The organism is Bacillus sp. EB106-02-03-XG38, assembly GCF_058792175.1.
On the sequence record NZ_JBYTED010000011.1, the window covers coordinates 26,065 to 51,775 of the forward strand.

The 25,711-nt window shown below is 39.0% G+C and carries 25 protein-coding genes and 2 other annotated features; all 25 genes read right to left on the bottom strand.

The features are described from left to right. Positions 1-49: 49 nt before the first annotated feature. Complete coding sequence (gene fusA / locus AC3WTI_RS27670; protein ID WP_000090370.1) at positions 50-2,128, bottom strand: elongation factor G; 2,079 nt, start codon at positions 2,126-2,128, stop codon at positions 50-52. A gap of 208 nt (positions 2,129-2,336) precedes the next feature. Next, positions 2,337-2,807, bottom strand: coding sequence for a 30S ribosomal protein S7 (rpsG, locus tag AC3WTI_RS27675; protein WP_001137493.1), 471 nt, complete (start codon positions 2,805-2,807; stop codon positions 2,337-2,339). Between the two features lie 29 nt (positions 2,808-2,836). Further along, on the bottom strand, positions 2,837-3,259 hold the full coding sequence (gene rpsL / locus AC3WTI_RS27680; protein ID WP_001142341.1) for a 30S ribosomal protein S12: 423 nt from the start codon (positions 3,257-3,259) through the stop codon (positions 2,837-2,839). A 114-nt stretch (positions 3,260-3,373) separates the two neighbouring features. Continuing rightward, positions 3,374-3,622, bottom strand: a complete 249-nt coding sequence (locus tag AC3WTI_RS27685; protein WP_016089671.1) for a 50S ribosomal protein L7ae-like protein — start codon at positions 3,620-3,622, stop codon at positions 3,374-3,376. A 113-nt stretch (positions 3,623-3,735) separates the two neighbouring features. Then, entirely contained in the window at positions 3,736-7,347 is a 3,612-nt protein-coding gene (gene rpoC / locus AC3WTI_RS27690) for a DNA-directed RNA polymerase subunit beta' (protein ID WP_087955356.1), read from the bottom strand. A 37-nt stretch (positions 7,348-7,384) separates the two neighbouring features. Further along, positions 7,385-10,918 carry a DNA-directed RNA polymerase subunit beta gene (gene rpoB / locus AC3WTI_RS27695; protein ID WP_029439122.1) on the bottom strand — a complete coding sequence of 1,178 codons (3,534 nt, stop codon included), beginning with the start codon at positions 10,916-10,918 and terminating at the stop codon, positions 7,385-7,387. A gap of 292 nt (positions 10,919-11,210) precedes the next feature. Further along, a complete protein-coding gene (locus AC3WTI_RS27700; RefSeq protein ID WP_087955355.1) occupies positions 11,211-11,810 on the bottom strand; it encodes a class I SAM-dependent methyltransferase in 600 nt (199 codons plus the stop codon). 76 nt (positions 11,811-11,886) lie between these two features. After that, entirely contained in the window at positions 11,887-12,246 is a 360-nt protein-coding gene (gene rplL, locus AC3WTI_RS27705) for a 50S ribosomal protein L7/L12 (protein ID WP_000159736.1), read from the bottom strand. Positions 12,247-12,313: 67 nt separating this feature from the next. Then, on the bottom strand, positions 12,314-12,814 hold the full coding sequence (gene rplJ / locus AC3WTI_RS27710) for a 50S ribosomal protein L10 (protein ID WP_000048716.1): 501 nt from the start codon (positions 12,812-12,814) through the stop codon (positions 12,314-12,316). A 39-nt stretch (positions 12,815-12,853) separates the two neighbouring features. Beyond that, positions 12,854-12,997, bottom strand: a sequence feature (ribosomal protein L10 leader region). A gap of 49 nt (positions 12,998-13,046) precedes the next feature. Next, on the bottom strand, positions 13,047-13,739 hold the full coding sequence (gene rplA / locus AC3WTI_RS27715; protein ID WP_002020168.1) for a 50S ribosomal protein L1: 693 nt from the start codon (positions 13,737-13,739) through the stop codon (positions 13,047-13,049). 177 nt (positions 13,740-13,916) lie between these two features. Continuing rightward, positions 13,917-14,342, bottom strand: a complete 426-nt coding sequence (rplK, locus tag AC3WTI_RS27720; RefSeq protein ID WP_001085872.1) for a 50S ribosomal protein L11 — start codon at positions 14,340-14,342, stop codon at positions 13,917-13,919. A gap of 167 nt (positions 14,343-14,509) precedes the next feature. Further along, entirely contained in the window at positions 14,510-15,043 is a 534-nt protein-coding gene (gene nusG / locus AC3WTI_RS27725) for a transcription termination/antitermination protein NusG (protein ID WP_000415794.1), read from the bottom strand. A 131-nt stretch (positions 15,044-15,174) separates the two neighbouring features. Beyond that, positions 15,175-15,354 carry a preprotein translocase subunit SecE gene (gene secE, locus AC3WTI_RS27730; RefSeq protein WP_001241321.1) on the bottom strand — a complete coding sequence of 60 codons (180 nt, stop codon included), beginning with the start codon at positions 15,352-15,354 and terminating at the stop codon, positions 15,175-15,177. Positions 15,355-15,386: 32 nt separating this feature from the next. Next, positions 15,387-15,533 (bottom strand): 50S ribosomal protein L33, encoded by a 147-nt coding sequence (gene rpmG / locus AC3WTI_RS27735; RefSeq protein ID WP_002070160.1) that lies wholly within the window; start codon positions 15,531-15,533, stop codon positions 15,387-15,389. A gap of 128 nt (positions 15,534-15,661) precedes the next feature. Continuing rightward, positions 15,662-16,321, bottom strand: coding sequence for an RNA polymerase factor sigma-70 (locus tag AC3WTI_RS27740; RefSeq protein ID WP_000387198.1), 660 nt, complete (start codon positions 16,319-16,321; stop codon positions 15,662-15,664). 67 nt (positions 16,322-16,388) lie between these two features. Next, on the bottom strand, positions 16,389-16,901 hold the full coding sequence (locus AC3WTI_RS27745) for an NYN domain-containing protein (protein ID WP_000997883.1): 513 nt from the start codon (positions 16,899-16,901) through the stop codon (positions 16,389-16,391). Positions 16,902-16,904: 3 nt separating this feature from the next. After that, positions 16,905-17,648, bottom strand: a complete 744-nt coding sequence (rlmB, locus tag AC3WTI_RS27750) for a 23S rRNA (guanosine(2251)-2'-O)-methyltransferase RlmB (RefSeq protein WP_048526363.1) — start codon at positions 17,646-17,648, stop codon at positions 16,905-16,907. Further along, positions 17,645-18,052 carry a Mini-ribonuclease 3 gene (locus AC3WTI_RS27755; protein WP_000564261.1) on the bottom strand — a complete coding sequence of 136 codons (408 nt, stop codon included), beginning with the start codon at positions 18,050-18,052 and terminating at the stop codon, positions 17,645-17,647. Before AC3WTI_RS27755 ends, rlmB begins: the two co-directional genes overlap by 4 nt. A gap of 2 nt (positions 18,053-18,054) precedes the next feature. Further along, positions 18,055-19,452 carry a cysteine--tRNA ligase gene (cysS, locus tag AC3WTI_RS27760; RefSeq protein ID WP_016089674.1) on the bottom strand — a complete coding sequence of 466 codons (1,398 nt, stop codon included), beginning with the start codon at positions 19,450-19,452 and terminating at the stop codon, positions 18,055-18,057. Beyond that, positions 19,433-20,098, bottom strand: a complete 666-nt coding sequence (gene cysE, locus AC3WTI_RS27765) for a serine O-acetyltransferase (RefSeq protein WP_087955352.1) — start codon at positions 20,096-20,098, stop codon at positions 19,433-19,435. Before cysE ends, cysS begins: the two co-directional genes overlap by 20 nt. Positions 20,099-20,236: 138 nt before the next feature. Beyond that, positions 20,237-20,482, bottom strand: a binding site (T-box leader). 47 nt (positions 20,483-20,529) lie between these two features. Then, positions 20,530-21,987 (bottom strand): glutamate--tRNA ligase, encoded by a 1,458-nt coding sequence (gene gltX, locus AC3WTI_RS27770; protein WP_097842108.1) that lies wholly within the window; start codon positions 21,985-21,987, stop codon positions 20,530-20,532. An 89-nt stretch (positions 21,988-22,076) separates the two neighbouring features. Beyond that, entirely contained in the window at positions 22,077-22,553 is a 477-nt protein-coding gene (ispF, locus tag AC3WTI_RS27775) for a 2-C-methyl-D-erythritol 2,4-cyclodiphosphate synthase (protein WP_253621464.1), read from the bottom strand. A 115-nt stretch (positions 22,554-22,668) separates the two neighbouring features. Continuing rightward, positions 22,669-23,349, bottom strand: coding sequence for a 2-C-methyl-D-erythritol 4-phosphate cytidylyltransferase (gene ispD / locus AC3WTI_RS27780; RefSeq protein ID WP_087955350.1), 681 nt, complete (start codon positions 23,347-23,349; stop codon positions 22,669-22,671). Between the two features lie 16 nt (positions 23,350-23,365). After that, positions 23,366-24,475 carry a PIN/TRAM domain-containing protein gene (locus AC3WTI_RS27785; RefSeq protein WP_087955349.1) on the bottom strand — a complete coding sequence of 370 codons (1,110 nt, stop codon included), beginning with the start codon at positions 24,473-24,475 and terminating at the stop codon, positions 23,366-23,368. A gap of 160 nt (positions 24,476-24,635) precedes the next feature. Then, positions 24,636-25,709 (bottom strand): DNA integrity scanning diadenylate cyclase DisA, encoded by a 1,074-nt coding sequence (gene disA, locus AC3WTI_RS27790; protein ID WP_000392167.1) that lies wholly within the window; start codon positions 25,707-25,709, stop codon positions 24,636-24,638. Positions 25,710-25,711: the final 2 nt, after the last annotated feature.

The window sequence follows — 25,711 nt, forward strand, 5'->3', positions numbered from 1 at the left end:
TTTCTAAGCTTACATAAGTAGTTATACGTGAAGAATCGATAAAAATCAATTATTCACCTTTATTTTTTTTGATAATTTCTTCAGAAACAGACTTTGGTACTTCTTCATAGTGATCAAACACCATAGAGAATGTTCCGCGTCCTTGAGTGTTAGAACGTAATGACGTTGCATAACCGAACATTTCAGAAAGTGGAACCATAGCGCGAACAACTTGAGCGTTACCGCGAGCTTCCATACCTTCTACACGTCCACGACGAGATGTTACGTCACCCATAATGTCACCCATGTACTCTTCAGGAATTACAACTTCAACTTTCATCATTGGCTCAAGAATTACTGGGCTACATTTAGAAACCGCAGCTTTAAGTGCCATAGATGCAGCGATTTTGAACGCCATCTCAGATGAATCGACATCATGGTAAGATCCGTCAACTAATGCAGCCTTAATGTCAACTAGTGGATAACCAGCTAGTACACCATTTTTAAGTGCATCTTCAAGACCTGCTCCAACAGCTGGGATGTATTCACGAGGAACTACACCACCGACGATCTTGTTTTCGAATTCGAATCCTTTACCTTCTTCGTTAGGTTCAAACTCAATCCAAACGTGACCGAATTGTCCACGTCCACCAGATTGACGAGCGAACTTACCTTCAACTTTCGCAGCAGCGCGGAAAGTTTCACGGTATGCTACCTGAGGAGCACCAACGTTTGCTTCAACTTTGAATTCACGGCGCATACGGTCAACGATGATATCAAGGTGAAGTTCACCCATACCAGCGATGATTGTTTGGCCAGTTTCTTGGTCAGTGTGAGCACGGAATGTTGGATCTTCTTCAGAAAGCTTAGATAATGCTGTACCCATTTTATCTTGGTCAGCTTTTGATTTTGGTTCGATAGCTACAGAGATAACTGGCTCTGGGAATTCCATAGACTCAAGGATAACAAGGCTCTTCTCGTCACAAAGAGTATCACCAGTAGTAGTATCTTTTAAACCTACAGCAGCAGCGATATCACCAGCGTAAACTGTTGAAATCTCTTCACGGCTGTTAGCGTGCATTTGTAGGATACGACCTACACGCTCACGCTTACCTTTAGTTGAGTTTTTCACGTATGATCCAGAGTTTAACACACCAGAGTACACACGGAAGAACGTTAACTTACCAACATAAGGGTCAGTCATGATTTTGAATGCTAAAGCTGCGAATGGTTCTTCATCGCTAGACTTACGTTCTACTTCTTCATCTGTATCCGGAAGAGTACCTTTAATAGCAGGTACATCTAATGGAGATGGTAGGTAGTCGATAACTGCGTCTAACAGAATTTGAACACCTTTGTTTTTGAATGCAGAACCACAGATTACTGGGAAGAATTCTACAGAAGTTGTAGCCTTACGGATACCAGCTTTAAGCTCTTCTACAGTGATTTCTTCACCTTCTAGGTACTTCATCATCATTTCTTCGTCAAGCTCAGCTACCGCTTCAATAAGCTTTCCACGGTATTCTTCAGCTAGTTCTTTGTGCTCTTCAGGAATTTCAACACGTTGAATGTCTGTTCCTAAATCGTTACCGTACATGTAAGCACATTCTTCAACAAGGTCAATGATACCATTGAACTCATCTTCAGCACCGATTGGTAACTGAATTGGGTGTGCGTTTGCTTGTAAACGATCGTGGATTGTTCCTACAGAGTATAAGAAATCTGCACCGATTTTATCCATTTTGTTAACGAATACGATACGAGGTACGCCGTAAGTAGTAGCCTGACGCCAAACAGTTTCTGTTTGTGGTTCTACACCAGATTGTGCATCAAGTACTGCTACCGCGCCATCAAGTACGCGTAAAGAACGTTCTACTTCTACTGTGAAGTCTACGTGACCTGGAGTGTCAATGATGTTTACACGGTGACCTTTCCATTGTGCTGTAGTTGCAGCAGAAGTAATTGTGATACCACGCTCTTGCTCTTGCTCCATCCAGTCCATCTGAGATGCACCTTCGTGAGTTTCACCGATTTTGTGAATACGTCCTGTGTAGTACAGAATACGCTCAGTAGCTGTTGTTTTACCAGCATCGATGTGAGCCATGATACCAATATTACGAGTGTTTTCTAAAGAGAACTCTCTTGCCATTTGGTGTCTTGCTCCTTCCATATATGGATTGGATTTTTTTATTTTAAGTAGCAAAAAAGCCACTTTATATTGTTACACATGTCAGTATGTCCAGTACCCTCATTATGTAAAACGAGCGCCCAACGAAAGGGAGAGGCATTCTCCCTCTCCACACTTCCATAAGCGACAAATAAAGCGGTTTATGCTTACATTTATTTTACGTTGAATCCTACCAACGGTAATGAGCAAATGCTTTGTTAGCTTCTGCCATTTTATGAGTGTCTTCACGTTTCTTAACAGATGCACCAGCGTTGTTAGCTGCATCTAAGATTTCGTTAGCAAGACGCTCTTCCATAGTTTTTTCACCACGAAGACGAGCGTAGTTTACTAACCAGCGAAGACCTAAAGTTGTACGGCGTTCTGGACGAACCTCAACTGGAACTTGGTAGTTAGCACCACCAACACGACGAGCGCGTACTTCAAGAACAGGCATGATGTTCTTAAGAGCTTGCTCGAATACTTCCATTGGCTCTTTACCAGTACGTTCGCTTACGATATCGAACGCATTATAAAGAATTGTTTGAGATTTACCTTTTTTACCGTCAACCATCATTTTGTTGATAAGGCGTGTTACTAGCTTCGAATTGTACATTGGATCTGGTAACACGTCACGTTTCGCAACAGGTCCTTTACGAGGCATATTGAGTTCCTCCTTTCATTTTAAAGTTATTATTTTTTAGCAGGTTTTGGTCTCTTAGTACCATATTTAGAACGTCCTTGCATACGTTTGTCAACACCAGCTGTGTCAAGCGCACCACGAACGATGTGGTAACGTACCCCCGGTAAATCCTTTACACGACCACCGCGAATTAATACTACGCTATGCTCTTGTAGGTTATGACCGATACCTGGGATGTAAGCTGTAACCTCGATACCGTTTGTTAAACGTACACGAGCGTATTTACGTAACGCTGAGTTAGGTTTCTTTGGAGTCATTGTACCAACACGAGTACATACACCACGTTTTTGAGGTGCAGAGATATCAGTTGATTTTTTCTTTAAAGAGTTGAACCCTTTGTTTAACGCAGGTGATTTAGATTTCCATACTTTATCAGTACGACCATTTCTCACTAATTGGTTAATAGTAGGCATTTGATTATCCTCCCTTCGCATGTTTGTATGACCACATATCCAGGTGGTTCATTATTAGTTGAAAACAAAGTTTTTGCAAGGGAGAGCAAATGCTCTCTCCTCACAAAAACAGTTTTAACTTATTATTCCTATTGCTGAAGCTCCCACTTGAATCCCCGAAACTTTTCCAAGTTTACGAACTGATTCAACTTTGGTTATGGGTATGTTATGTTGCAATGCAGTACGAATGATAACATGGGTTAACCGCATATCAGCATCTTCCGCAATGACAACTTCTTTAACTATACCATTTTTGATTGCCTCCAATGTGCGTTTATGACCAACGACTACATTTTCAGCATTTGACACTTTTTGATAAGACATATAAATATCCTCCAAAGCATCGTTCAGGAGCAACCTTGCTTATAGTAACATTTTGACTCATACAATGTCAACTAGGATTAACTGTTTTTATACAAAATTTACGACGGAAAATTTTACTGTTCCACGTAAACTTCATCGTTTTCTACATTCACGTCGTCTTGTGTTGTTTTTACAAGATCCACTTTGCGATAACGATTCATACCTGTTCCAGCAGGAACAAGTTTACCGATAATAACATTTTCTTTCAATCCTAGAAGCTCATCGCGTTTACCCTTAATCGCTGCATCAGTTAAGACACGAGTTGTTTCTTGGAACGATGCTGCAGATAAGAATGAATCTGTTTCAAGTGAAGCTTTTGTAATACCAAGTAGAACAGGTCTAGCTGTTGCTGGTTGTTTACCTTGCAGTAACACCTTCGCATTCGCATCAGTAAACTGATGGATATCTAGTAATGTTCCTGGTAATACATCTGTTTCACCTGCATCACTTACACGAACTTTACGTAACATTTGGCGTACCATTACTTCTACGTGCTTGTCACCAATTTCTACCCCTTGCATACGGTATACTTTTTGAACTTCACGTAATAAGTATTCTTGAACTGCCGTAATGTCCGTTACTTTTAGTAATTCTTTCGGATCAATAGAACCTTCTGTTAACTCTTTACCGTGGCTAATTTGCTGTCCTGGAATTACTTTCAGACGAGCACCGTAAGGAATAGCATACGTACGAGCTTCAACTTCACCCTGTACAACTACTTCTTGGCGATCTTTAACATCGTTGATCGCTGCGATAACACCGTCGATTTCACTGATAACAGCCTGCCCTTTCGGATTACGAGCTTCGAAGATCTCTTGGATACGAGGTAAACCTTGAGTGATATCATCTCCGGCAACCCCACCTGTATGGAACGTACGCATCGTTAACTGTGTACCTGGCTCACCGATAGATTGAGCTGCGATAATACCTACCGCTTCCCCAACTTCTACGTCTGTTCCAGTTGCTAAGTTACGACCGTAACACTTCTTACATACACCATGGCGAGTATTACACGTAAACGCTGAACGAATGTTTACAGTTTCAACACCCGAGTTTTCAACGATATGAGCGATATCTTCAGTAATTAATTGATTTTCAGCAACTAATACTTCACCTGTTTCAGGATGTTTTACAGTTTTTCTTGCAAAACGTCCAACAAGACGATCATATAGTGACTCAATAACTTCATTACCCTCTTTAATCGCACCAATTAATAAACCGCGATCTGTTCCACAGTCATCTTCACGAACGATTACATCTTGTGCAACGTCAACAAGACGACGTGTTAAGTAACCAGAATCGGCAGTTTTAAGTGCTGTATCGGCAAGACCTTTACGCGCACCATGCGTAGAGATGAAGTACTCAAGTACTGTTAAACCTTCACGGAAACTTGATTTGATCGGAAGTTCGATGATACGACCAGATGGATTGGCCATCAGACCACGCATACCAGCAAGCTGAGTAAAGTTAGATGCGTTACCACGGGCACCGGAATCACTCATCATAAAGATTGGGTTGCGTTTATTCAAGGACTTCATCAGTTTTCCTTGGATAACATCTTTTGCATTACTCCAAATAGAGATAACGCGATCGTAACGTTCTTCTTCCGTGATTAAACCGCGACGGAATTGTTTAATTACATTATCTACTTTTGCTTGTGCTTCGTGGAGAATTTCATCTTTTTCGCCTAATACAAGAATGTCAGATACCCCAACTGTAATACCAGCTTTTGTAGAGTATTTGAATCCTAAGTTTTTCATACGGTCAAGCATGCGAGACGTTTCTGTAATTTTGAAACGTTTAAATACTTCCGCAATGATGTTACCAAGGATTTTCTTGCTGAATGGCGCCACTTCTTCGCGACTAGCAATAATTTCTTTAATGTTCGCACCTTTTTCAACGAAATACTTCGCTGGTGTTTCTTTTTCAAGGTTTGAATTTGTTGGTTCATTAATATAAGGGAACGACTCTGGTAAGATTTCGTTAAATATTAATTTACCAACTGTTGTTAATAGAAGCATGCTCTTTTGCTCTTCAGTAAATGTTGCGTTGTTTACTGCACTTGCAGCAACTGCAACACGTGTATGAAGATGTACATATCCATTTTGGTATGCAAGTAATGCTTCGTTTGCATCTTTGAAGACCATACCTTCACCGATTGCACCTTCACGCTCAAGTGTTAAGTAATAGTTACCTAATACCATATCCTGAGATGGAGTAACAACTGGTTTACCGTCTTTCGGGTTCAAGATGTTTTGTGCCGCTAGCATAAGAAGACGAGCTTCTGCTTGTGCTTCTGATGATAAAGGTACGTGAACGGCCATTTGGTCACCGTCAAAGTCCGCGTTGTATGCAGTACATACAAGTGGATGAAGACGGATCGCGCGACCTTCTACTAATGTAGGTTCAAACGCCTGGATACCAAGACGGTGAAGTGTTGGTGCGCGGTTTAGGAGTACTGGATGTTCTTTAATCACAGATTCTAAAACGTCCCAAACTTCAGGTTGTACACGCTCGATTTTACGTTTCGCACTCTTAATGTTGTGTGCTAATCCTTTTTCAACTAACTCTTTCATTACGAAAGGTTTGAACAGTTCAAGCGCCATCTCTTTCGGTAATCCACATTGGTACATCTTTAAGTTCGGTCCTACAACGATTACAGAACGGCCAGAGTAGTCAACACGTTTACCTAATAAGTTTTGACGGAAACGTCCTTGTTTACCTTTAAGCATGTGAGATAGTGATTTTAATGGACGGTTACCTGGTCCAGTTACTGGACGGCCACGACGACCATTATCGATTAATGCGTCTACAGCTTCTTGTAACATACGTTTTTCGTTTTGAACGATGATGCTTGGTGCACCTAAGTCCAATAGACGTTTTAAACGGTTGTTACGGTTAATTACACGACGGTATAAGTCGTTTAAGTCAGAAGTAGCAAAACGTCCACCATCTAACTGTACCATTGGGCGTAGTTCTGGTGGGATTACTGGTAGAACATCTAAGATCATCCAAGATGGCTCATTTCCAGAGTTACGGAATGCTTCTAATACTTCTAGACGTTTAATAGCACGAGTACGGCGTTGTCCTTGTGCTGTTTTTAATTCTTCTTTTAAGAAGTCTACTTCTTTATCTAAATCGATGTCTTGCAATAGCTTTTTAATCGCTTCTGCACCCATAGCAGCTTGGAATGTGCTACCATATCGATCACGATATGCACGGTATTCTTTTTCAGAAAGTAATTGCTTCTTATCAAGTGGTGTATCTCCACTTTCTGTTACAACATAAGAAGCGAAATAAATTACTTCTTCAAGCGCGCGAGGGGACATGTCTAAGACAAGTCCCATGCGGCTCGGGATACCTTTGAAATACCAAATATGAGATACAGGAGCAGCTAATTCGATATGACCCATACGTTCACGACGTACTTTTGCACGCGTTACTTCAACGCCACATCGATCACAAACTACACCTTTATAACGTACACGTTTGTATTTTCCGCAATGACATTCCCAGTCCTTTTGTGGTCCGAAAATACGCTCACAGAACAAGCCGTCTTTTTCAGGCTTTAACGTACGATAGTTAATTGTTTCTGGTTTCTTAACTTCACCGTATGACCAAGAACGAATCTTGTCAGGTGAAGCAAGTCCAATCTTCATATATTCAAAGTTATTTACATCTATCAAGGGGCCTACCTCCCTTTTAGTCTACAGGTTATCCCAATTATTCCTTAGTTGTCTCAACTTCGACATTCAATTTATCTGCTGATTGATGATCATCGTCATCTTCCGTATCACGCATTTCAATTTCTGTATCGTCGCTAGACATCATTTTAACGTCCATACCTAAACTTTGCAGCTCTTTAATCAATACTTTGAATGATTCAGGAACGCCTGGTTCTGGAACATTTTCGCCTTTAACAATTGCTTCATACGTCTTAACACGTCCAACAACATCATCAGACTTCACTGTTAAGATTTCTTGAAGAGTATAAGCAGCACCGTAAGCTTCAAGTGCCCAAACCTCCATCTCACCGAAACGCTGTCCACCGAACTGAGCTTTACCTCCAAGAGGTTGCTGCGTTACAAGTGAGTATGGTCCAGTAGAACGAGCATGAAGTTTATCGTCAACCATGTGCGCAAGTTTGATCATATACATGACACCAACAGATACGCGGTTATCGAATGGTTCACCAGTACGTCCGTCATACAGGATTGTTTTCGCGTCATTTGCCATACCAGCTTCTTCAATCGTGCCCCAAACATCTTCCTCACGAGCACCATCGAATACTGGTGTTGCAATGTGAATGCCAAGGTATCTTGCTGCCATACCAAGATGAAGCTCTAATACCTGACCGATATTCATACGAGATGGTACCCCTAATGGGTTTAACATGATATCGATTGGCGTACCGTCTGGTAAGTAAGGCATATCTTCTTCTGGTAAAATACGAGAAATAACACCTTTGTTACCGTGACGTCCGGCCATTTTGTCACCTTCAGAAATTTTACGTTTTTGAACGATATATGCACGTACAAGTTGATTCACGCCTGGTGGCAATTCATCGCCATCTTCACGGTTGAATACTTTTACGTCTAAGATAATACCGCCACCACCGTGTGGTACACGTAGTGATGTATCACGTACTTCACGTGCTTTTTCTCCAAAGATAGCATGTAATAGACGTTCTTCAGCTGTTAATTCTGTTACACCTTTAGGTGTTACTTTACCAACAAGTAAATCTCCATCTTTTACTTCTGCACCAACGCGAATGATACCGCGCTCGTCAAGGTTACGTAATGCGTCTTCCCCAACGTTTGGAATGTCACGTGTAATTTCTTCTGGTCCAAGCTTCGTATCACGAGCTTCTGATTCATATTCTTCAATATGAATAGAAGTGTACACATCGTCTTTTACAAGGCGCTCACTCATGATGATCGCATCCTCGTAGTTATAACCGTCCCAAGTCATGAAGCCAACAAGCACGTTACGTCCAAGTGCTAGTTCACCTAATTCCATAGAAGGACCATCCGCAAGGATTTCACCTTTTACAACTTCATTTCCAACACTTACGATTGGACGTTGGTTGTAACAAGTTCCTTGGTTAGAACGAATGAATTTTTGCATTTTGTAGCGATCTAAGTCGCCTTTTACTGTTTGACCGTCAACTTCTACATAGCGACGTACCCAAACTTCACGTGCTTCTACGCGCTCAACAACACCAGGATGTTTACAGATTACTGCAGCACCTGAGTCTTTTGCTGATACGTACTCCATACCTGTACCTACAATCGGAGATTCCGGATTCATTAACGGAACCGCCTGACGTTGCATGTTCGCTCCCATAAGTGCGCGGTTAGAGTCATCGTTTTCTAAGAACGGAATACAAGCTGTCGCTGCCGACACTACTTGTTTTGGAGATACATCCATGTAGTCGATGCGTTCTCTATTTGTCACAATGTTTTCACCACGGAAACGAGCTACGATATCTTCACTTAGGAATTCACCTTCATCAGATAATTTCATATTCGCTTGGGCTACAACATAGTTATCTTCTTCATCTGCCGTTAAGTAATCAACCTGCCCTGTTACAAGACCAGTTTCTGGGTCAACACGACGGTATGGTGTTTCAATGAAACCAAACTCATTTACTTTCGCGAACGAAGATAATGAGTTAATCAAACCGATGTTTGGTCCCTCTGGTGTTTCAATCGGACACATACGACCATAGTGAGAGTAATGAACGTCACGCACTTCAAAGCCTGCGCGCTCACGCGTTAAACCACCGGGTCCTAATGCAGATAGTCTTCGTTTGTGAGTTAACTCTGCTAATGGGTTTGTTTGGTCCATGAACTGAGATAACTGAGAACTTCCGAAGAACTCTTTAATAGATGCAATAACAGGACGAATATTAATTAGTGCCTGTGGTGTAATTGCATTTGTATCTTGGATCGACATTCTCTCACGAACAACACGTTCCATACGAGAAAGACCGATACGGAATTGATTTTGTAATAGTTCTCCAACAGAACGCAGACGACGGTTTCCTAAGTGGTCGATATCATCTGTATCCCCTACTTTGTATAGTAGGTTGAAGAAGTAACTGATAGAAGCAAGGATATCACCTGGTGTGATGTGTTTTACATCACGAGTAATATTCGCATTACCAATTACGTTAATTACGCGCTCGCCTTCTGACTCAGGAGCATAAATCTTAATAGATTGCAGCTCAACATCGCCTTCTACCACTCCACCCATTGGTTTCGCTGTTTTGAATCCAATGTTTTTCTCTAAGTAAGGTAAAATGCGATCAAGTGTACGACGATCTAAGATTGTTCCTTCTGCCGCTAAAATTTCACCAGTTTCTGGATCCACTAATGTTTCAGCTAAACGTTGATTAAACAATCTGTTTTTAATGTGTAACTTCTTGTTGATCTTGTAGCGACCTACATTTGCTAAATCGTAGCGCTTTGGATCGAAGAAACGAGACACAAGTAAGCTCTTAGCATTTTCTACTGTTGGTGGTTCACCAGGACGTAGACGCTCATAAATTTCAAGCAATGCTTTTTCTGTGCTATCTGTGTTGTCTTTTTCTAATGTGTTGCTTAAGTATTCGTTATCACCTAAAAGCTCGGTGATTTCTTGATCAGAGCCAAACCCTAATGCGCGTAACAAAACAGTTACAGGAAGTTTACGCGTACGGTCAATACGCACATATACAACATCCTTAGCATCTGTCTCATACTCTAACCAAGCTCCGCGGTTTGGAATTACAGTAGCAGTAAAACCACGTTTTCCGTTTTTATCCACTTTGCCACTATAGTATACGCTTGGAGAGCGAACTAACTGGGAAACGATAACACGTTCTGCACCGTTAATTACGAATGTTCCAGTCTCTGTCATGAGTGGGAAATCTCCCATGAACACATCTTGTTCTTTTACTTCACCAGTTTCCTTGTTGATTAGACGCACTTTTACACGAAGTGGTGCTGCATACGTCACATCACGCTCTTTGCATTCGTCTACAGAGTATTTAGGTTCACCTAAGCTGTAGTCGATAAATTCAAGCGATAGATTTCCCGTAAAGTCTTCAATCGGAGAAATGTCTTGGAACATTTCTCGCAAACCCTCATCAAGAAACCACTGATAAGAAGAGGTTTGAATTTCGATAAGATTTGGTAACTCTAATACTTCACTAATACGGGCATAACTTCTTCGTTGGCGGTGGCGTCCGTATTGAACTAGTTGACCTGTCAACTGCTTCACCCCTCAAATCATGAGTATTATAAATGCACAAAAAAATTTGTGCAAAATCACAAATAAATACAACTACTGCTATTAGCGTAGTCTTTTTTCTCTTAAAGATAAATACGTTGAGTCTTTCTACCTGCTCAAAAAAGAAAAATGGCTTCTATAAGAAAACCATCATTCTGTTTCATAATCTGCTGATTTTACTATCTTTTCCAAGAGAAACAAAAATATACATCTTTCTCAACGCAGAAAATCATATATTGGCATTGTATAATGTTAACATAGCCAAAAATAACCGTCAACGTTTTTTTGATTTTATGATATAATATCCTTTTTTCTTTTCTACAACTTCGACTTCAGAAAATACTTCTTCTAGTTTTTTCAGCGCAGATGGTGCACCTTGCTTCTTTTGAATAACAATCCACAACTCTCCACCTGGAACTAAATGCTCTACAGCTTTTTCTAAAATCTCATGCACGATATCTTTACCTGCACGAATTGGAGGATTAGATAGAATAGCAGCATACATACCATCTACATTTTCATAGACGCTACTTTGAAAAATGTGTACATTTCCAATTCTATTGTTAGCGGCATTTTCTTTTGCAAGCTCAAGCGCCCTTTCATTCACATCCACCATGTGAACTTTACGGCCTTGAAACTCTTTCGCCAACGATAAACCAATCGGTCCATATCCACAACCTACGTCTAATATATCACCTTTAATATCCGGCACTTGAAACGCTTCAATTAAAAGACGAGAACCAAAGTCCACTTCGTTTTTCGAGAACACCCCACGGTCAGATAAGAAAGTAAATTGAGATCCACGAAGTGTAAACTCCCATCGCTTACGATCACTTTTACTAGAAGGGTCGTTAGAAAAATAATGGTCTGCCATATGGCCACCTCTCTTCTTTACAGTTAAAAAAAAAGCTCGCATGAGAGCGAGCTTTTTTTAAAGCATCAAAAGTTAATTACTTAACTTCTACAGCAGCGCCAACTTCTTCAAGTTTAGCTTTGATTTCTTCAGCTTCTTCTTTAGCAGCAGCTTCTTTGATTACTTTTGGAGTGTTGTCAACTAATTCTTTAGCTTCTTTTAAGCCAAGACCAGTGATTTCACGAACAACTTTGATAACTTTGATTTTTTGTGCACCAGCGCTAGTTAGTTCCACATCAAATTCAGTTTTCTCAGCAGCAGCTTCTCCAGCGCCACCAGCAACAGCTACAGGAGCAGCAGCAGTTACGCCGAATTCTTCCTCGATAGCTTTTACTAAGTCGTTAAGTTCTAATACAGTCATAGATTTAACTGCTTCAATGATTTGTTCTTTAGTCATTGTAAATATCCTCCCTTAAATAGGTTTGTATTGTTTTATCGATAATACGTAATTATCTTTTAAAAAATTAAGCGCCTTGCTCTTCCTTTTGGTCTGCAACTGCTTTAGTAGCAAGTGCAAGGTTACGGATTGGAGCTTGAAGAACGCTAAGAAGCATAGAAAGTAAGCCTTCACGTGATGGAAGAGTAGCGATAGCTTTAACCTCATCAAGTGTTACAAGTTTACCTTCGATTACGCCCGCTTTAATTTCTAAAGCTTCATGATCTTTAGCGAAGTCGTTTAATACTTTCGCAGGAGCAACTACATCCTCGTTACTGAACGCGATTGCGTTTGGTCCTGTTAAGAATTCATTTAACTCAGCCATTTCAGCAGATTCTGCAGCACGACGAGTTAGAGAGTTTTTGTAAACTTTGAACTCAACGCCAGCTTCACGTAATTGCTTACGTAATTCTGTTGCTTCAGAAACTGTTAAACCACGGTAGTCAACAACGATTGTAGATTTACTAGCGCGAAGTTTGTCCGCGATTTCAGTTACAACTTGTTGTTTAGTTTCGATTACTTTGCTCATGTTATTACACCTCCTGTAGATTATATAGAAGATGTACCGAAAGTGCACTAAAAACCTCCATGCCCAACTTGTAGACATGGAGGCATATAGTCACAGAAAAAAATTCCGTTTCGTATATTAACACCTAGGTAGGAAATTAAGTCTATCGACACCTACTGTCTACGGTACACTAATTAAATTCACAACATAAATGATTATATAAAAACTTCTTTATGAAGTCAACTTCCAAAATTTACGCTAATGTAGAAACGTCTACACGTACGCCAGGTCCCATTGTAGAAGCAACTGTTACGTTCTTCATGTAAGTACCTTTTGCAGCAGCTGGCTTAACTTTTTGTAAAGTGTCAGCAATTGTTCTGAAGTTTTCTACTAATTTAGCATCTTCGAAAGATACTTTACCGATTGGAACGTGGATGTTACCAGCTTTATCAACGCGGTATTCAACTTTACCAGCTTTGATTTCGTTAACAGCTTTAGTTACATCGAAAGTAACTGTTCCAGTTTTTGGGTTTGGCATTAAACCTTTAGGTCCTAATACGCGACCAAGTTTACCAACTTCACCCATCATGTCAGGAGTTGCTACTACTACATCGAAATCGAACCAACCTTGTTGGATTTTACCGATGTAATCAGCATCGCCTACGAAGTCAGCTCCAGCAGCTTCAGCTTCTTTAGCTTTTTCGCCTTTAGCGAACACTAATACACGTTGTACTTTACCAGTACCGTGTGGAAGAACAACTGCGCCACGAATTTGTTGGTCAGCTTTCTTAGGGTCAACACCTAAACGGAATGCAGCTTCTACAGTTGCATCAAATTTAGCTGTGTTTGTTTTCTTTACTAATTCTACTGCTTCTGTTGCAGAGTAAGCAGCTGCACGATCAACAAGCTTTGCAGCTTCTACGTACTTTTTACCTCTTTTAGCCATTTTTATTTCCTCCTCGAATGTGGTTTTAGCGGAATAACCTCCCACGTTTACGCTTATTTTCAGGTATAACCTGAGGATGCGCGCCATCCATTTATTTAAAAACGATAATCATTTACGATAATAAAGGTTGCGAATTGGAATTCCAGACCCGCAACCTTTTTTAAAAAACAAATCGAATTAGTCTTCGATAACGATGCCCATACTGCGTGCAGTACCTTCAACCATACGCATTGCAGCTTCTACGCTAGCAGCGTTAAGGTCAGGCATTTTAGTTTCAGCGATTTCGCGTACTTTATCACGCTTAACAGTTGCCACTTTATTACGGTTTGGTTCACCAGAACCAGACTCAATACCAGCTACTTTCTTAAGAAGAACAGCAGCAGGAGGAGTTTTAGTAATGAAAGTGAATGAACGGTCCTCAAATACCGTAATTTCAACAGGGATGATAAGACCAGCTTGATCAGCTGTACGAGCGTTAAACTCTTTACAGAAGCCCATGATGTTAACACCTGCTTGTCCTAATGCTGGACCAACTGGTGGAGCTGGGTTAGCTTTACCTGCAGGAATTTGAAGCTTTACCATTTTAATTACCTTTTTAGCCACGAGACACACCTCCTTAAGTCCGTGATGTGGTCAATTGGACAGTGATTTGCCCTCCCACGTCATATTTTATCTGTAAGGATAAAATCTTTCAAAAAACGTCTCCGATAACGAAGACGTACTGACTTAAAAGATATTATCACTTTTTACAATTCATTTCAAGTTTCATTTTATAATTTTTCAATTTGATGGAAGTCAAGCTCAACTGGAGTCTCGCGACCAAACATGTCCACAAGCACGCTAACCTTTTTCTTCTCCACATCAATTTCTTCAATAGCACCTGTATAATCTGCGAATGGTCCCTCATTTACACGCACTGTCTCATGAAGTTCAAAGTCGAAATCAACCACTTCATTGTCCATTCCCATATGTTTCATAATGGTAACAACTTCCTCTTCTAATAGAGGTGATGGTTTAGAACCTGAACCAGAAGAACCAACGAACCCAGTCACACCTGGTGTGTTACGTACAACATACCAAGAGTCATCAGTCATGATTAATTCTACTAATACATAACCTGGGAACACTTTTCTTTTCATTAATTTTTCTTTACCGTTTTTCATTTCTACTTCTACTTCTTCCGGGACAACAACACGGAAAATTTTATCTTGCATACCCATTGATTCTACACGTTTCTCTAGGTTTGCTTTTACTTTATTTTCATATCCAGAATAAGTATGGACAACATACCAACTTTTTTCCATTCATTTAGGACGAGCGTCCTTCCCTCCCTGACGTACATTTTTTTGCGCAAATGAAAAAACCCGTTCACCGGGCTTTTACACAGTTCTTATAAATAACATTATATCATGGATAAGTGCTTCTTATTCAAGAATTAACCAAGAATTAACCGAATTAAAGAAGAAATGCCCATATCAACCACTGCGAAGAAAATCGCAAAGAAGACAACTGTAGCAATAACAGTCGCTGTTGAACGGAGTAATTCATCTTTTTTAGGCCAACTTACTTTTTTCATTTCGCGACCTACATCGCCGAAAAAGTTCGTTAAACGCATCTACGGGACCTCCAGTGTATTATTTCAATTATTTATTTTGTTTCCTTGTGAACTGTATGCTGATTGCATGTTTTACAGAATTTCTTTATTTCAAGTCGCTCTACTGAGCTCGTATCTTTCATCGTAGAGTAGTTTCGATTTTTACACTCTTCACATGAGAGTACAACTTTTTTCCTCATTAGTTACACCAACCTTGTAACATTATGTCCCTAAAAATGTATCATACAACAAAAGACAATGTCAATGTCATGCCTTTTGTACTCTCCACAAAAAGAAAACAGGTGATTTTTTACACCTGTAGCACTTGTTATGAATTTAGAGTGGTACTCTCTCTCATTTCCATATATCGTTCCAATTTCCGCTTCACCCTCTGTAAAGCATTATCAATAGATTTCACATGTCTATTTAACTGTTCCGAAATCTCTTGATAAGAACGACCATCTAAATATAAAGAAAGCACTTTTCTTTCTAAATCGCTTAATAATTCAGATATTTTAGATTCTATGTCTGTATATTCTTCCTGACTTATAATCATTTCTTCAGGATCAGTTACCTTCGCTTCCGAAATAACATCTAATAATGTCCGATCAGATTCCTCATCATAAATCGGTTTATCTAAAGACACATACGAATTTAACGGAATATGCTTTTGCCTGGTTGCTGTTTTAATAGCGGTAATAATTTGTCGAGTGATACACAGTTCAGCAAATGCTTTGAATGAAGACAGCTTGTCCTCTTTATAATCACGAATCGCTTTAAACAACCCAATCATACCCTCTTGAACAATATCTTCTCGATCGGCACCCACTAAGAAATAAGATCTCGATTTCGCGCGAACAAAGTTCTTATATTTGTGAATCAAATATTCTAGAGCGTCAGTATTACCTTTTCGAACTAACTCAACGATTGCCTCATCTTCTAAATCACGAAATGTAACGTCGCCTACACTTACGAAGCCTGCTTCCACCTTGATCCCTCCGACCGCTATTTATTTAGCAATATTATACAGTAAAAAGACAAAGAGCGTCAATGCTTCAACGCTCTCCTCTTCTTAATTTTTCTAATTTTTCTGTAATATCTTTACTAAATATCTTTCGCATGGCGGGTTGCTTCTCTTTTGTGTCTTGTGTACGTCTTCTTACTTGTTGCTCCATCGCTTGTACTTCTAACTCTAACTCACGTGCAGATTTCCGAAGAGCACCTTGCGCAAATATAACCCACTGCTCCGTATAATCAGAAGTTGCAACATATATTTGCGTATTTATATTTCTAAGTTCAATTGCAAGTTGCTCTATCTTTTCATCTGCAGTTTGATTCTTCCTCGTGAATATAACTTCCACACGCGATTGTTTCATCTTTTTTTCAATACCGTGGACTGTATACGCATCGAAGACTATCATTACCTTTGTACCTGTGTAACCTTGATAATCCGCCATCTTATCAATCAGTGCATCTCTTGATGATTGCAAATCTACATCCCGTAGTTTCTTCAAGTCTCCCCAAGCTCCAATAATGTTGTAACCGTCAACGATTAAAATATCGTTCATTTTTTATTTACCAATTTCGTTACGTTTACGATATACCTCATACATTAACAAACTTGCGGCTACTGAAGCATTTAAGGATGTAACTTTACCAACCATCGGTAAAGTAATTAAGAAATCACATTTTTCACCAATAATACGACTCATACCTTTTCCTTCACTTCCAATTACTAATCCAATTGGCATTGTACCATCTAAATTACGGTAATCCGTTTTCCCTTTTGCATCTGTACCAGCAATCCAAAGTCCACGCTCTTTTAATTCATCGATTGTACGAGATAAATTCGTTACGCGCGCAACAGGAATATATTCAATTGCTCCAGTAGATGCCTTGGCAACTGATGCTGTAAGTCCTACCGCTCTTCTTTTCGGAATAATAATTCCATGAGCGCCTGTTGCATCCGCAGTACGCATAATAGAACCTAAGTTATGCGGATCTTCAATTTCATCTAAAATTAAGAAGAACGGATCTTCATTACGCTTCTCTGCTACTTTAAATAGATCTTCTAACTCAGCATATTGATATGCAGCCACTTGAGCAATTACACCTTGATGGTTCCCCTCAACTAATTGATCTAACTTCTTCTTTGGCGCATGTTGTAAAATAATCTTATTTTCTTTCGCTAGCGCTAGTACAATTTGCACTTGTCCTTTGGCAGCACCTTCCGCGATCCAAATTTTATTAATATCTCTTCCTGATCGTAACGCTTCAATTACAGGGTTACGTCCGATAATATATTCACTACTCATGATGATGTGCCCCCTTCCTTTTCTTCTAAAACAGCAATTGCCTTATATACAATTTCGTCTAATCTTTCACGATTATTTAATAAGTGATGATAACCAATAAGCGCTTCAAAGGCTGTACTATGTCGATATGTTTGTACATCCGTATTTTTCGGAACAGTACCTGAATTGGCATTACGCCCTCTTCTTAGTACCGCTTCTTCTTCTTCAGTTAAAAATGCTGTCTCTAATAAATGATAAACAACTTTCGCCTGTGCTTTTGCCGAAACAAAGCTTGTCCCTAATCGATGTAATTGATTAGGACGAACTTTCCCTTTTTGAAGTAGGTGATAGCGGATATATTGTTCATACACCGCATCACCCATATATGCTAACGCTAAGCTGTTTAATTGCTTTGCATCAATCATTCTTATCCTCTTTTCCATCTTGTACCTTGAGCGGTATCTTCTAAAATAATATTACGATCTTTTAAATCATCGCGAATTTGATCTGATAATGCAAAATCACGATTTTTACGAGCTTCAATACGTTTTTGAATAAGCGCCTCAATTTCTTCATCGAGTAACTCTTCTTGCGCTAATTCTAACCCTAAAATATCAAATAATGTTTCAAGTTGTTTTACGTATGCTTCAATTACTACTGTAGACGTATGTTCTTCCAGTAAATATTGATTCGCATGATTTGCTACATTATATAACTCAGTGATTGCATTAGCTGTATTGAAGTCATCATTCATCGCTTCTTCAAATGCAGTCTGGAATTTTTCCAGTTCAGCTAACCATTTCTCATTATGATCTGTTAAATCCGTACTACTTTCCATACGGTGTTTCAAGTTACCGTAAGCCGTTTTAATTCTTTCCAGCCCGTTATTTGTGCTTTGTAATAACTCTTCACTGAAATTAATTGGATGACGGTAATGTACTGATAGCATAAAGAATCTAATTAACTGCGGATCATATTGCTTAATGATATCGTGAACTAAAATGAAGTTCCCAAGTGACTTAGACATCTTCTCATTATTAATATTAATATATCCATTGTGCATCCAATAACGTGCAAATGTTTTTCCTGTTAACGCCTCAGATTGCGCGATTTCATTTTCATGATGAGGAAATGCCAAATCTTGACCACCAGCGTGAATATCAATTGTGTCCCCTAAGTATTTACGCGCCATTGCCGAGCATTCGATATGCCAACCTGGACGACCTTTCCCCCAAGGACTTTCCCAGAAGATTTCTCCTTCTTTCGCCGCTTTCCATAAAGCAAAATCAAGAGGGTCTTGTTTCTTTTCTCCTACTTCAATGCGCGCGCCGTGACGTAAGTCTGCAATTGGTTGATGAGATAGTTTACCGTATCCTTCGAATTCCTTCGTTCTAAAGTACACATCACCTTCTGATTCATATGCATATCCTTTATTCACAAGTTCCTGAATAAATTCAATAATGATATCCATATTTTCCGTTACACGCGGATGAACCGTTGCATGTTTGCAACCTAGTGCCGTTACATCCTCAAAGTACGCTTCAACGAAACGGTCAGCAATTGTTGGCACATCTTCACCTAACTCATTTGCTGCTTTAATTAATTTATCATCTACGTCTGTAAAGTTAGATACATACTGCACATCGTATCCTTTATATTCTAAATAACGGCGTACCGTATCAAATACCATAGGTGGTCTTGCATTCCCAATGTGAATGTAGTTATAAACTGTAGGTCCGCATACATACATCTTTACCTTATTTTCTTCTAATGGAGTAAACTCTTCCTTTTGACGTGTTAATGTATTATAAATGTGAATAGTCATTTTTATCCTCCCTTTCTACCTTTACTTCAAGTTGTTTTTTCAATTTATCAAGTTCTACTTCCATAACCTTTAATTTATCAAAAATTGGGTCTGGAAGATCAGAATGATTTAATTCTTGACCGATCTTTACTCCATTTTGAATAACGACCCGGCCAGGTATACCTACAACTGTAGAGTGTGCAGGGACTTCTTTTAATACGACAGATCCTGCTCCAATTTTAGAATTCTCTCCAACTGTAATAGAACCTAGTACTTTGGCACCTGTTGCAATTAATACATTATCCTGAATTGTAGGATGCCTCTTTCCCTTTTCTTTACCCGTACCACCTAATGTAACCCCTTGATAGATCGTTACATTATCACCAATTTCGCACGTCTCTCCAATTACAACCCCCATTCCATGGTCTATGAAAAAACGACGACCAATTGTTGCTCCTGGATGAATCTCAATGCCAGTAAAGAAACGACTAACTTGTGAGATCCAACGTGCAATAAAGAAGAAATTCTTTTTATAAAAAGCATGTGCAATTCTATGGGCCCAAACTGCATGTAATCCAGAGTAAGTCAAAATGACTTCGAAATAACTTCTTGCCGCTGGATCCTGTTCAAAAACGACTTCAATATCTTCCCGAAGCCTCTTAAACATCGACGTTCCCTCCCCTTTATCGGCTGCTTTTTCGAGCGAACTAACTCCCTACTTATCTCCCTAAATCTTTATACACGCGGATAAAACTTATACTCACACCCAGTTTTACGGTATAAAAAAAGACGCCTCTGTCATATTGACAGAGACGCCTTATAAGCGCGGTTCCACTCTGTTTAGGCTAAAAAAGCCTCAAACTCATCTCTGATAACGGTGTACACCGCTTCTGCTTACTTTACGCCCTTAGACGTTTCGCAAAACAATTTGCTGTTCAGCAGAAGACTCGAAGGGGCATTTCAAAAATCCGCTTATAAACCACTTCCAGCCTAAAGGTGGTTCTCTCTGTAAAAAGCCTGATTTTCTACTTCTCCTTCTCGTCGCTTTTCCTTATTAGGTTTTAAGTATACTTATTATATTTCTAAACCTAGAAAATGTTAACCAATTACTTTTTGAAGACGATTTAAAACTTTTTCTTTTCCAAGAAGTGCAATAGCATTAGGAAGCTCTGGTCCATGTGTTTGGCCAGTCGTTGCAACACGGATTGGCATAAATAAGTTTTTACCTTTATGACCTGTTTCCTTTTGAACTGCTTTAATAGCCGCCTTAATTGCTGCAGGTTCCATCGCTTCTAGTGCTTCTATTTGACCAGCAAATGCACGAAGTACTTCTGGTACTTGTTCACCTTTTAATACTTCTTGTCCTTCTTCTTCATGATCAACATGATCTTTGAAGAACATTTCAGAAAGCTCTACAATTTCAGCTCCAAAGCTCATTTGTTCATGATATAACGCAATTACATCACGAATCCAAGCTTGTTCTTGTTCAGTTAAAGTTTCACCTATACGTCCAGCTTTCACTAAATGCGGTAAGCTTAATTCTACCACCGTATCTAAATCTTGCTTTTTCATATATTGGTTGTTCATCCATTTTAGCTTTTGAGAATCAAATAATGCAGGTGATTTTGATAAACGAGCTGCATCAAACATTTTGATAAACTCTTCTTGAGAGAAGATTTCTTCTTCTCCTACTGGCGACCAACCTAGTAATGCAATAAAGTTAAAGATTGCTTCTGGAAGATATCCAAGCTCTTTATATTGCTCAATAAATTGAATAATAGATTCATCGCGCTTACTTAATTTTTTACGGCTTTCATTTACAATTAAAGTCATATGACCGAATTGTGGAATATCCCAACCGAAAGCTTCATAAATCATCATTTGTTTTGGCGTGTTTGAAATATGGTCATCACCACGAAGTACGTGTGTAATTTCCATTAAGTGATCATCTACTGCTACTGCAAAGTTGTAAGTTGGAATTCCATCTTTTTTCACGATAACGAAATCACCGAAATCATTTGAGTGGAATGCAACTTCATCTTTTACAATATCTTTAAATGTGTAATCACGGTCAGCTGGTACACGGAAACGAATACTTGGAATACGTCCCTCAGCTTCAAATTCCTTCACTTGCGCTTCAGTTAAATTACGGTGGTTACCTGCATAACGAGGTGTTTCACCACGAGAGATTTGCCCTTCACGTTCTGCTTCTAGCTCTTCTTCTGTCATATAACATTTGTAAGCTAAGCCACGCTCTAATAAATCTTCATATAATTTTTTATAAATATCTAAACGCTCTGTTTGACGATATGGTCCAAATTCACCACCAACATCAACACCTTCATCCCAGTCCATACCGAGCCATTTCAAGTATTTTAATTGGCTTTCTTCTCCACCTGCAACATTACGTTTTACATCAGTATCTTCAATACGAATAATAAACTTACCATCTTGATGACGAGCAAATAAATAATTAAATAATGCCGTACGCGCATTTCCGATATGTAAGTGTCCTGTTGGACTTGGCGCATAGCGCACTCTCACTTGCTTTTCCATAATTGGTACACCTTCCATTCTTAATGTCAACACATTCTATAATTGTACACCAAACAAATGTGATTATCCATCTTACGAATTAAAAACCATTATTTTTTCTGTAATAAAACAACTGCTTGAGAAGCAATTCCTTCTTCTCTACCTGTAAATCCTAATTTTTCTGTTGTTGTTGCCTTTACATTGATATTATTAATAGATGTTTCTAATAGTTCACTAATGCGTTTACGCATACTTTCAATATGTGGTGCCATTTTTGGCTTTTGAGCAATAATTGTACAATCTAAATTTCCTAATTCATAACCTTGGTCACGCACAAATTCCCAAACCTTTTGCAGCAATACAGCTGAATCAGCATCCTTAAAGGCAGGATTTGTATCTGGGAAATGTTTTCCGATATCTCCTGCTGCAATCGCACCTAAACATGCGTCCGCGATTGTATGTAACAATACATCTGCATCAGAATGACCAATTAATCCTTTCTCATGGGGAATTGTAATCCCGCCAATAATTAATGGTCTACCTTCCGCGAATTCATGCACATCAAAACCTTGTCCAATTCGAAACATTCTTTACATCCTCCTCGAGCTAAACTACTGAGCTTTATGATTCTATATTATATCGCTATCTTTATAAAGAAAAGCCCGGCTGTTGCCGAGCTTTTCTTCGCTATAATCATTGCTATCATTTCTTTTGAACGTGAAGAAAACTTTCAGCAATTAGTAAATCCTCTGGAGTCGTCACTTTAATATTATAGTAACTCCCCTCTACTACACCTACTTGCTTCCCGATGCGTTCTACAAGACTTGCATCATCTGTACCAAGGAAAAAGCTCTGCTGCGCGCTTCTATGAGCTTCTAATAAAAGAGAAACAGCAAATCCTTGCGGTGTTTGTACAGCTTTAAGCTGAGATCTTTCTACTGTTTCGACAACAACACCCTGCTCTACTTTCTTAACGGTATCTTTCACTGGCACTGCACAAATGGAAGCTCCATGTTTTTCTGCTGCAGTTAATACATCTTGAATCACTTTATTCGTTACGAACGGTCGTGCACCGTCATGTACAAGAACATACTCAACCTCACTCGTATGCTGAATCGCGTTATACACACTATCTTGTCTTTCAGCTCCACCTTGAATAAATTGTACTGGCTTTTCAACCGGATACTTCTGCATTAACTCTTCAAAATATGGGCGCTCTTCTTCATTAATTGCCATAATAATATTTTTACATGCCTTATCCTTTTCAAAAGCACGTAACGTATGCACAATAATTGGTACTTCATTAATAAGTAAGAACAACTTATTTTTGCCAGCACCCATCCGCTTTCCTTGACCAGCTGCTGGAATAATTAATGTATACATATTAATAATCCTCTACTTATAATGCTTTTTCTAATAATTTACGTTTGGCGAAAATCATACGACCTGCCGATGTTTGTAACACACTCGTAACAAGTACATCGAGTTGTGAACCTACATATTCTCTACCATCTTCTACTACAATCATCGTGCCGTCATCTAAATATGCAACACCTTGATTTTGTTCTTTACCATCTTTTACAACATAAACACTTAGTTCTTCACCTGGGAGTACAACAGGTTTAATTGCATTAGCTAAATCGTTAATGTTTAAAACTGTTACCCCTTGTAATTCAGAAACTTTATTTAAGTTGAAATCATTCGTTACTACCGTTCCACCAGTGATTTTCGCCAACTTTACAAGTTTGCTATCCACTTCTTGAATATCATCGAAATCGCCTTCATAAATTTCTACCGGAATCGGCATCTCTTTTTGAATACGATTTAAAATATCTAATCCTCTGCGACCACGATTACGCTTTAAAGCATCAGAAGAATCGGCAATGTGCTGAAGCTCTTCTAACACGAATTGTGGAATGACAATTGTGCCTTCTAAAAACTTCGTTTGGCAAATATCAGCAATACGTCCATCGATAATTACACTCGTATCGAGAATTTTCCAGTGAGTTGTAGATTCTTCTACCTCTGTTTCAGCTTCTTCATTCTCACTATTATTATTTTTCTTCTTCCCACGTTGTGGTAATGTAAATAACCCTAGCAATTCATTCCTCTTTTTAAATCCTACTTGGAATCCTAAATACCCAAGTAAAAGAGTAAAGAACACTTGCAACACTGTACTAATAACTGGAATTGTAAATTCACGAATTGGGATTAAAATTAAATATGCAACAATAAGGCCAGAGATTAAACCTAATGTACCAAATAAAACATCTGCTACAGGCGCCTTTACAAGAGCCTCTTCAATATGCTTAATAAGTTGAACAATATAATCTACAAGCCAAAATGTTGTTAAAAATAAAATAATTGCACCAATAATTGCACGAGCATACGATCCTTCCAATAAAGGAACGGCACCGATGTCTAATACATTAATAACTTTTGGGATTAAGTAAATCCCCAACGCTCCCCCAATTACTAGAAAGAAGAGCTGTACAATCCGTTTTAACATCCAACCACCTCCTACTCATTATTAACCATTGTTTCGCTAATCAAAACGCCGAATGCAAAAGCGGACGTGTTTTTTTATAAATAGTTTTATTTACCAATATATCATATCATATACCAAAAGTGTTCTAGTGTCGTTATATTATGGAATCAATGTAATATTCTTAATTGTGTCTACTCATATAGAGATGCTCTTGGATTCTTTTTAGACCTTCTCGTATTTTCTTCGCCCTGACTTCCCCAATTCCTTCCACATCATCTAATTCATTAATAGTTGCCCGACAAACACCTTGCAAAGTTTTAAATCGATTAATTAAATTTTCAATGATAAGTGGTGGAACGCGTGAAATCTTACTGGTGATTCGGTATCCTCTTGGTGTCACACTTTCTTCTAAACTCGTTTGTCCCGGGTATCCAAGCAATTTAACTAAATCGCTATCCTCTAGAAGTTGTGTATTCGCAAGATCTTGTAATTTTTTCAAAATTTGATGATGGTCTTGTGTTTTTTCTTGATAGTAATCTTTAATTAATAACGCTGCTTCTGCCTCTAAATCAGCTAGTAGTTCGGTAAGTTGCAAACGAATTAACCTACCTTCTGTTCCTAGTTCATGAATATAGCTTAATATTTCATTTTTAATACGCAGTACCATTTCAACACTATGTAAAACATGAACTACTTCGGACATTGTAACGACTTCTTCAAATTCCAGAATACCCAAATTCGTAATCCCATCATTCCATACAGCCTTATATTTTTCTAGCGTTTGAATAGCTTGGTTTGCCTTTGTTAAAATAACACCTATGTCTTTTAGTGTATAACGTAAATTCCCTTGATATAGCGTAATTACGTTACGTCTTTGTGAAATAGCCACTACAAGGCTACCTGTCTGCTTTGCTACACGCTCCGCTGTTCGGTGGCGCATACCTGTCTCAATAGAGTCGATAGATGACTCTGGAACTAACTGTGCGTTCGCAATTAAAATTTTACTTCCAGTTTCATTCAAAATAAGTGCCCCATCCATCTTTGCTAATTCGTATAAACTAGCAGGAGAGAATGCACAATTAATATGAAAACCTCCATCAACAATACTTTTAATCTGCTCATTATATCCAAGGACAATTAATCCCCCTGTTTGTGCGCGAAGTACATTATCTATCCCTTCGCGCAGTGGTGTTCCCGGGGCAACAAGTTGTAAAATATTAATCATACTTTTGACACGTTGCTTGTTTTCTTCCATAG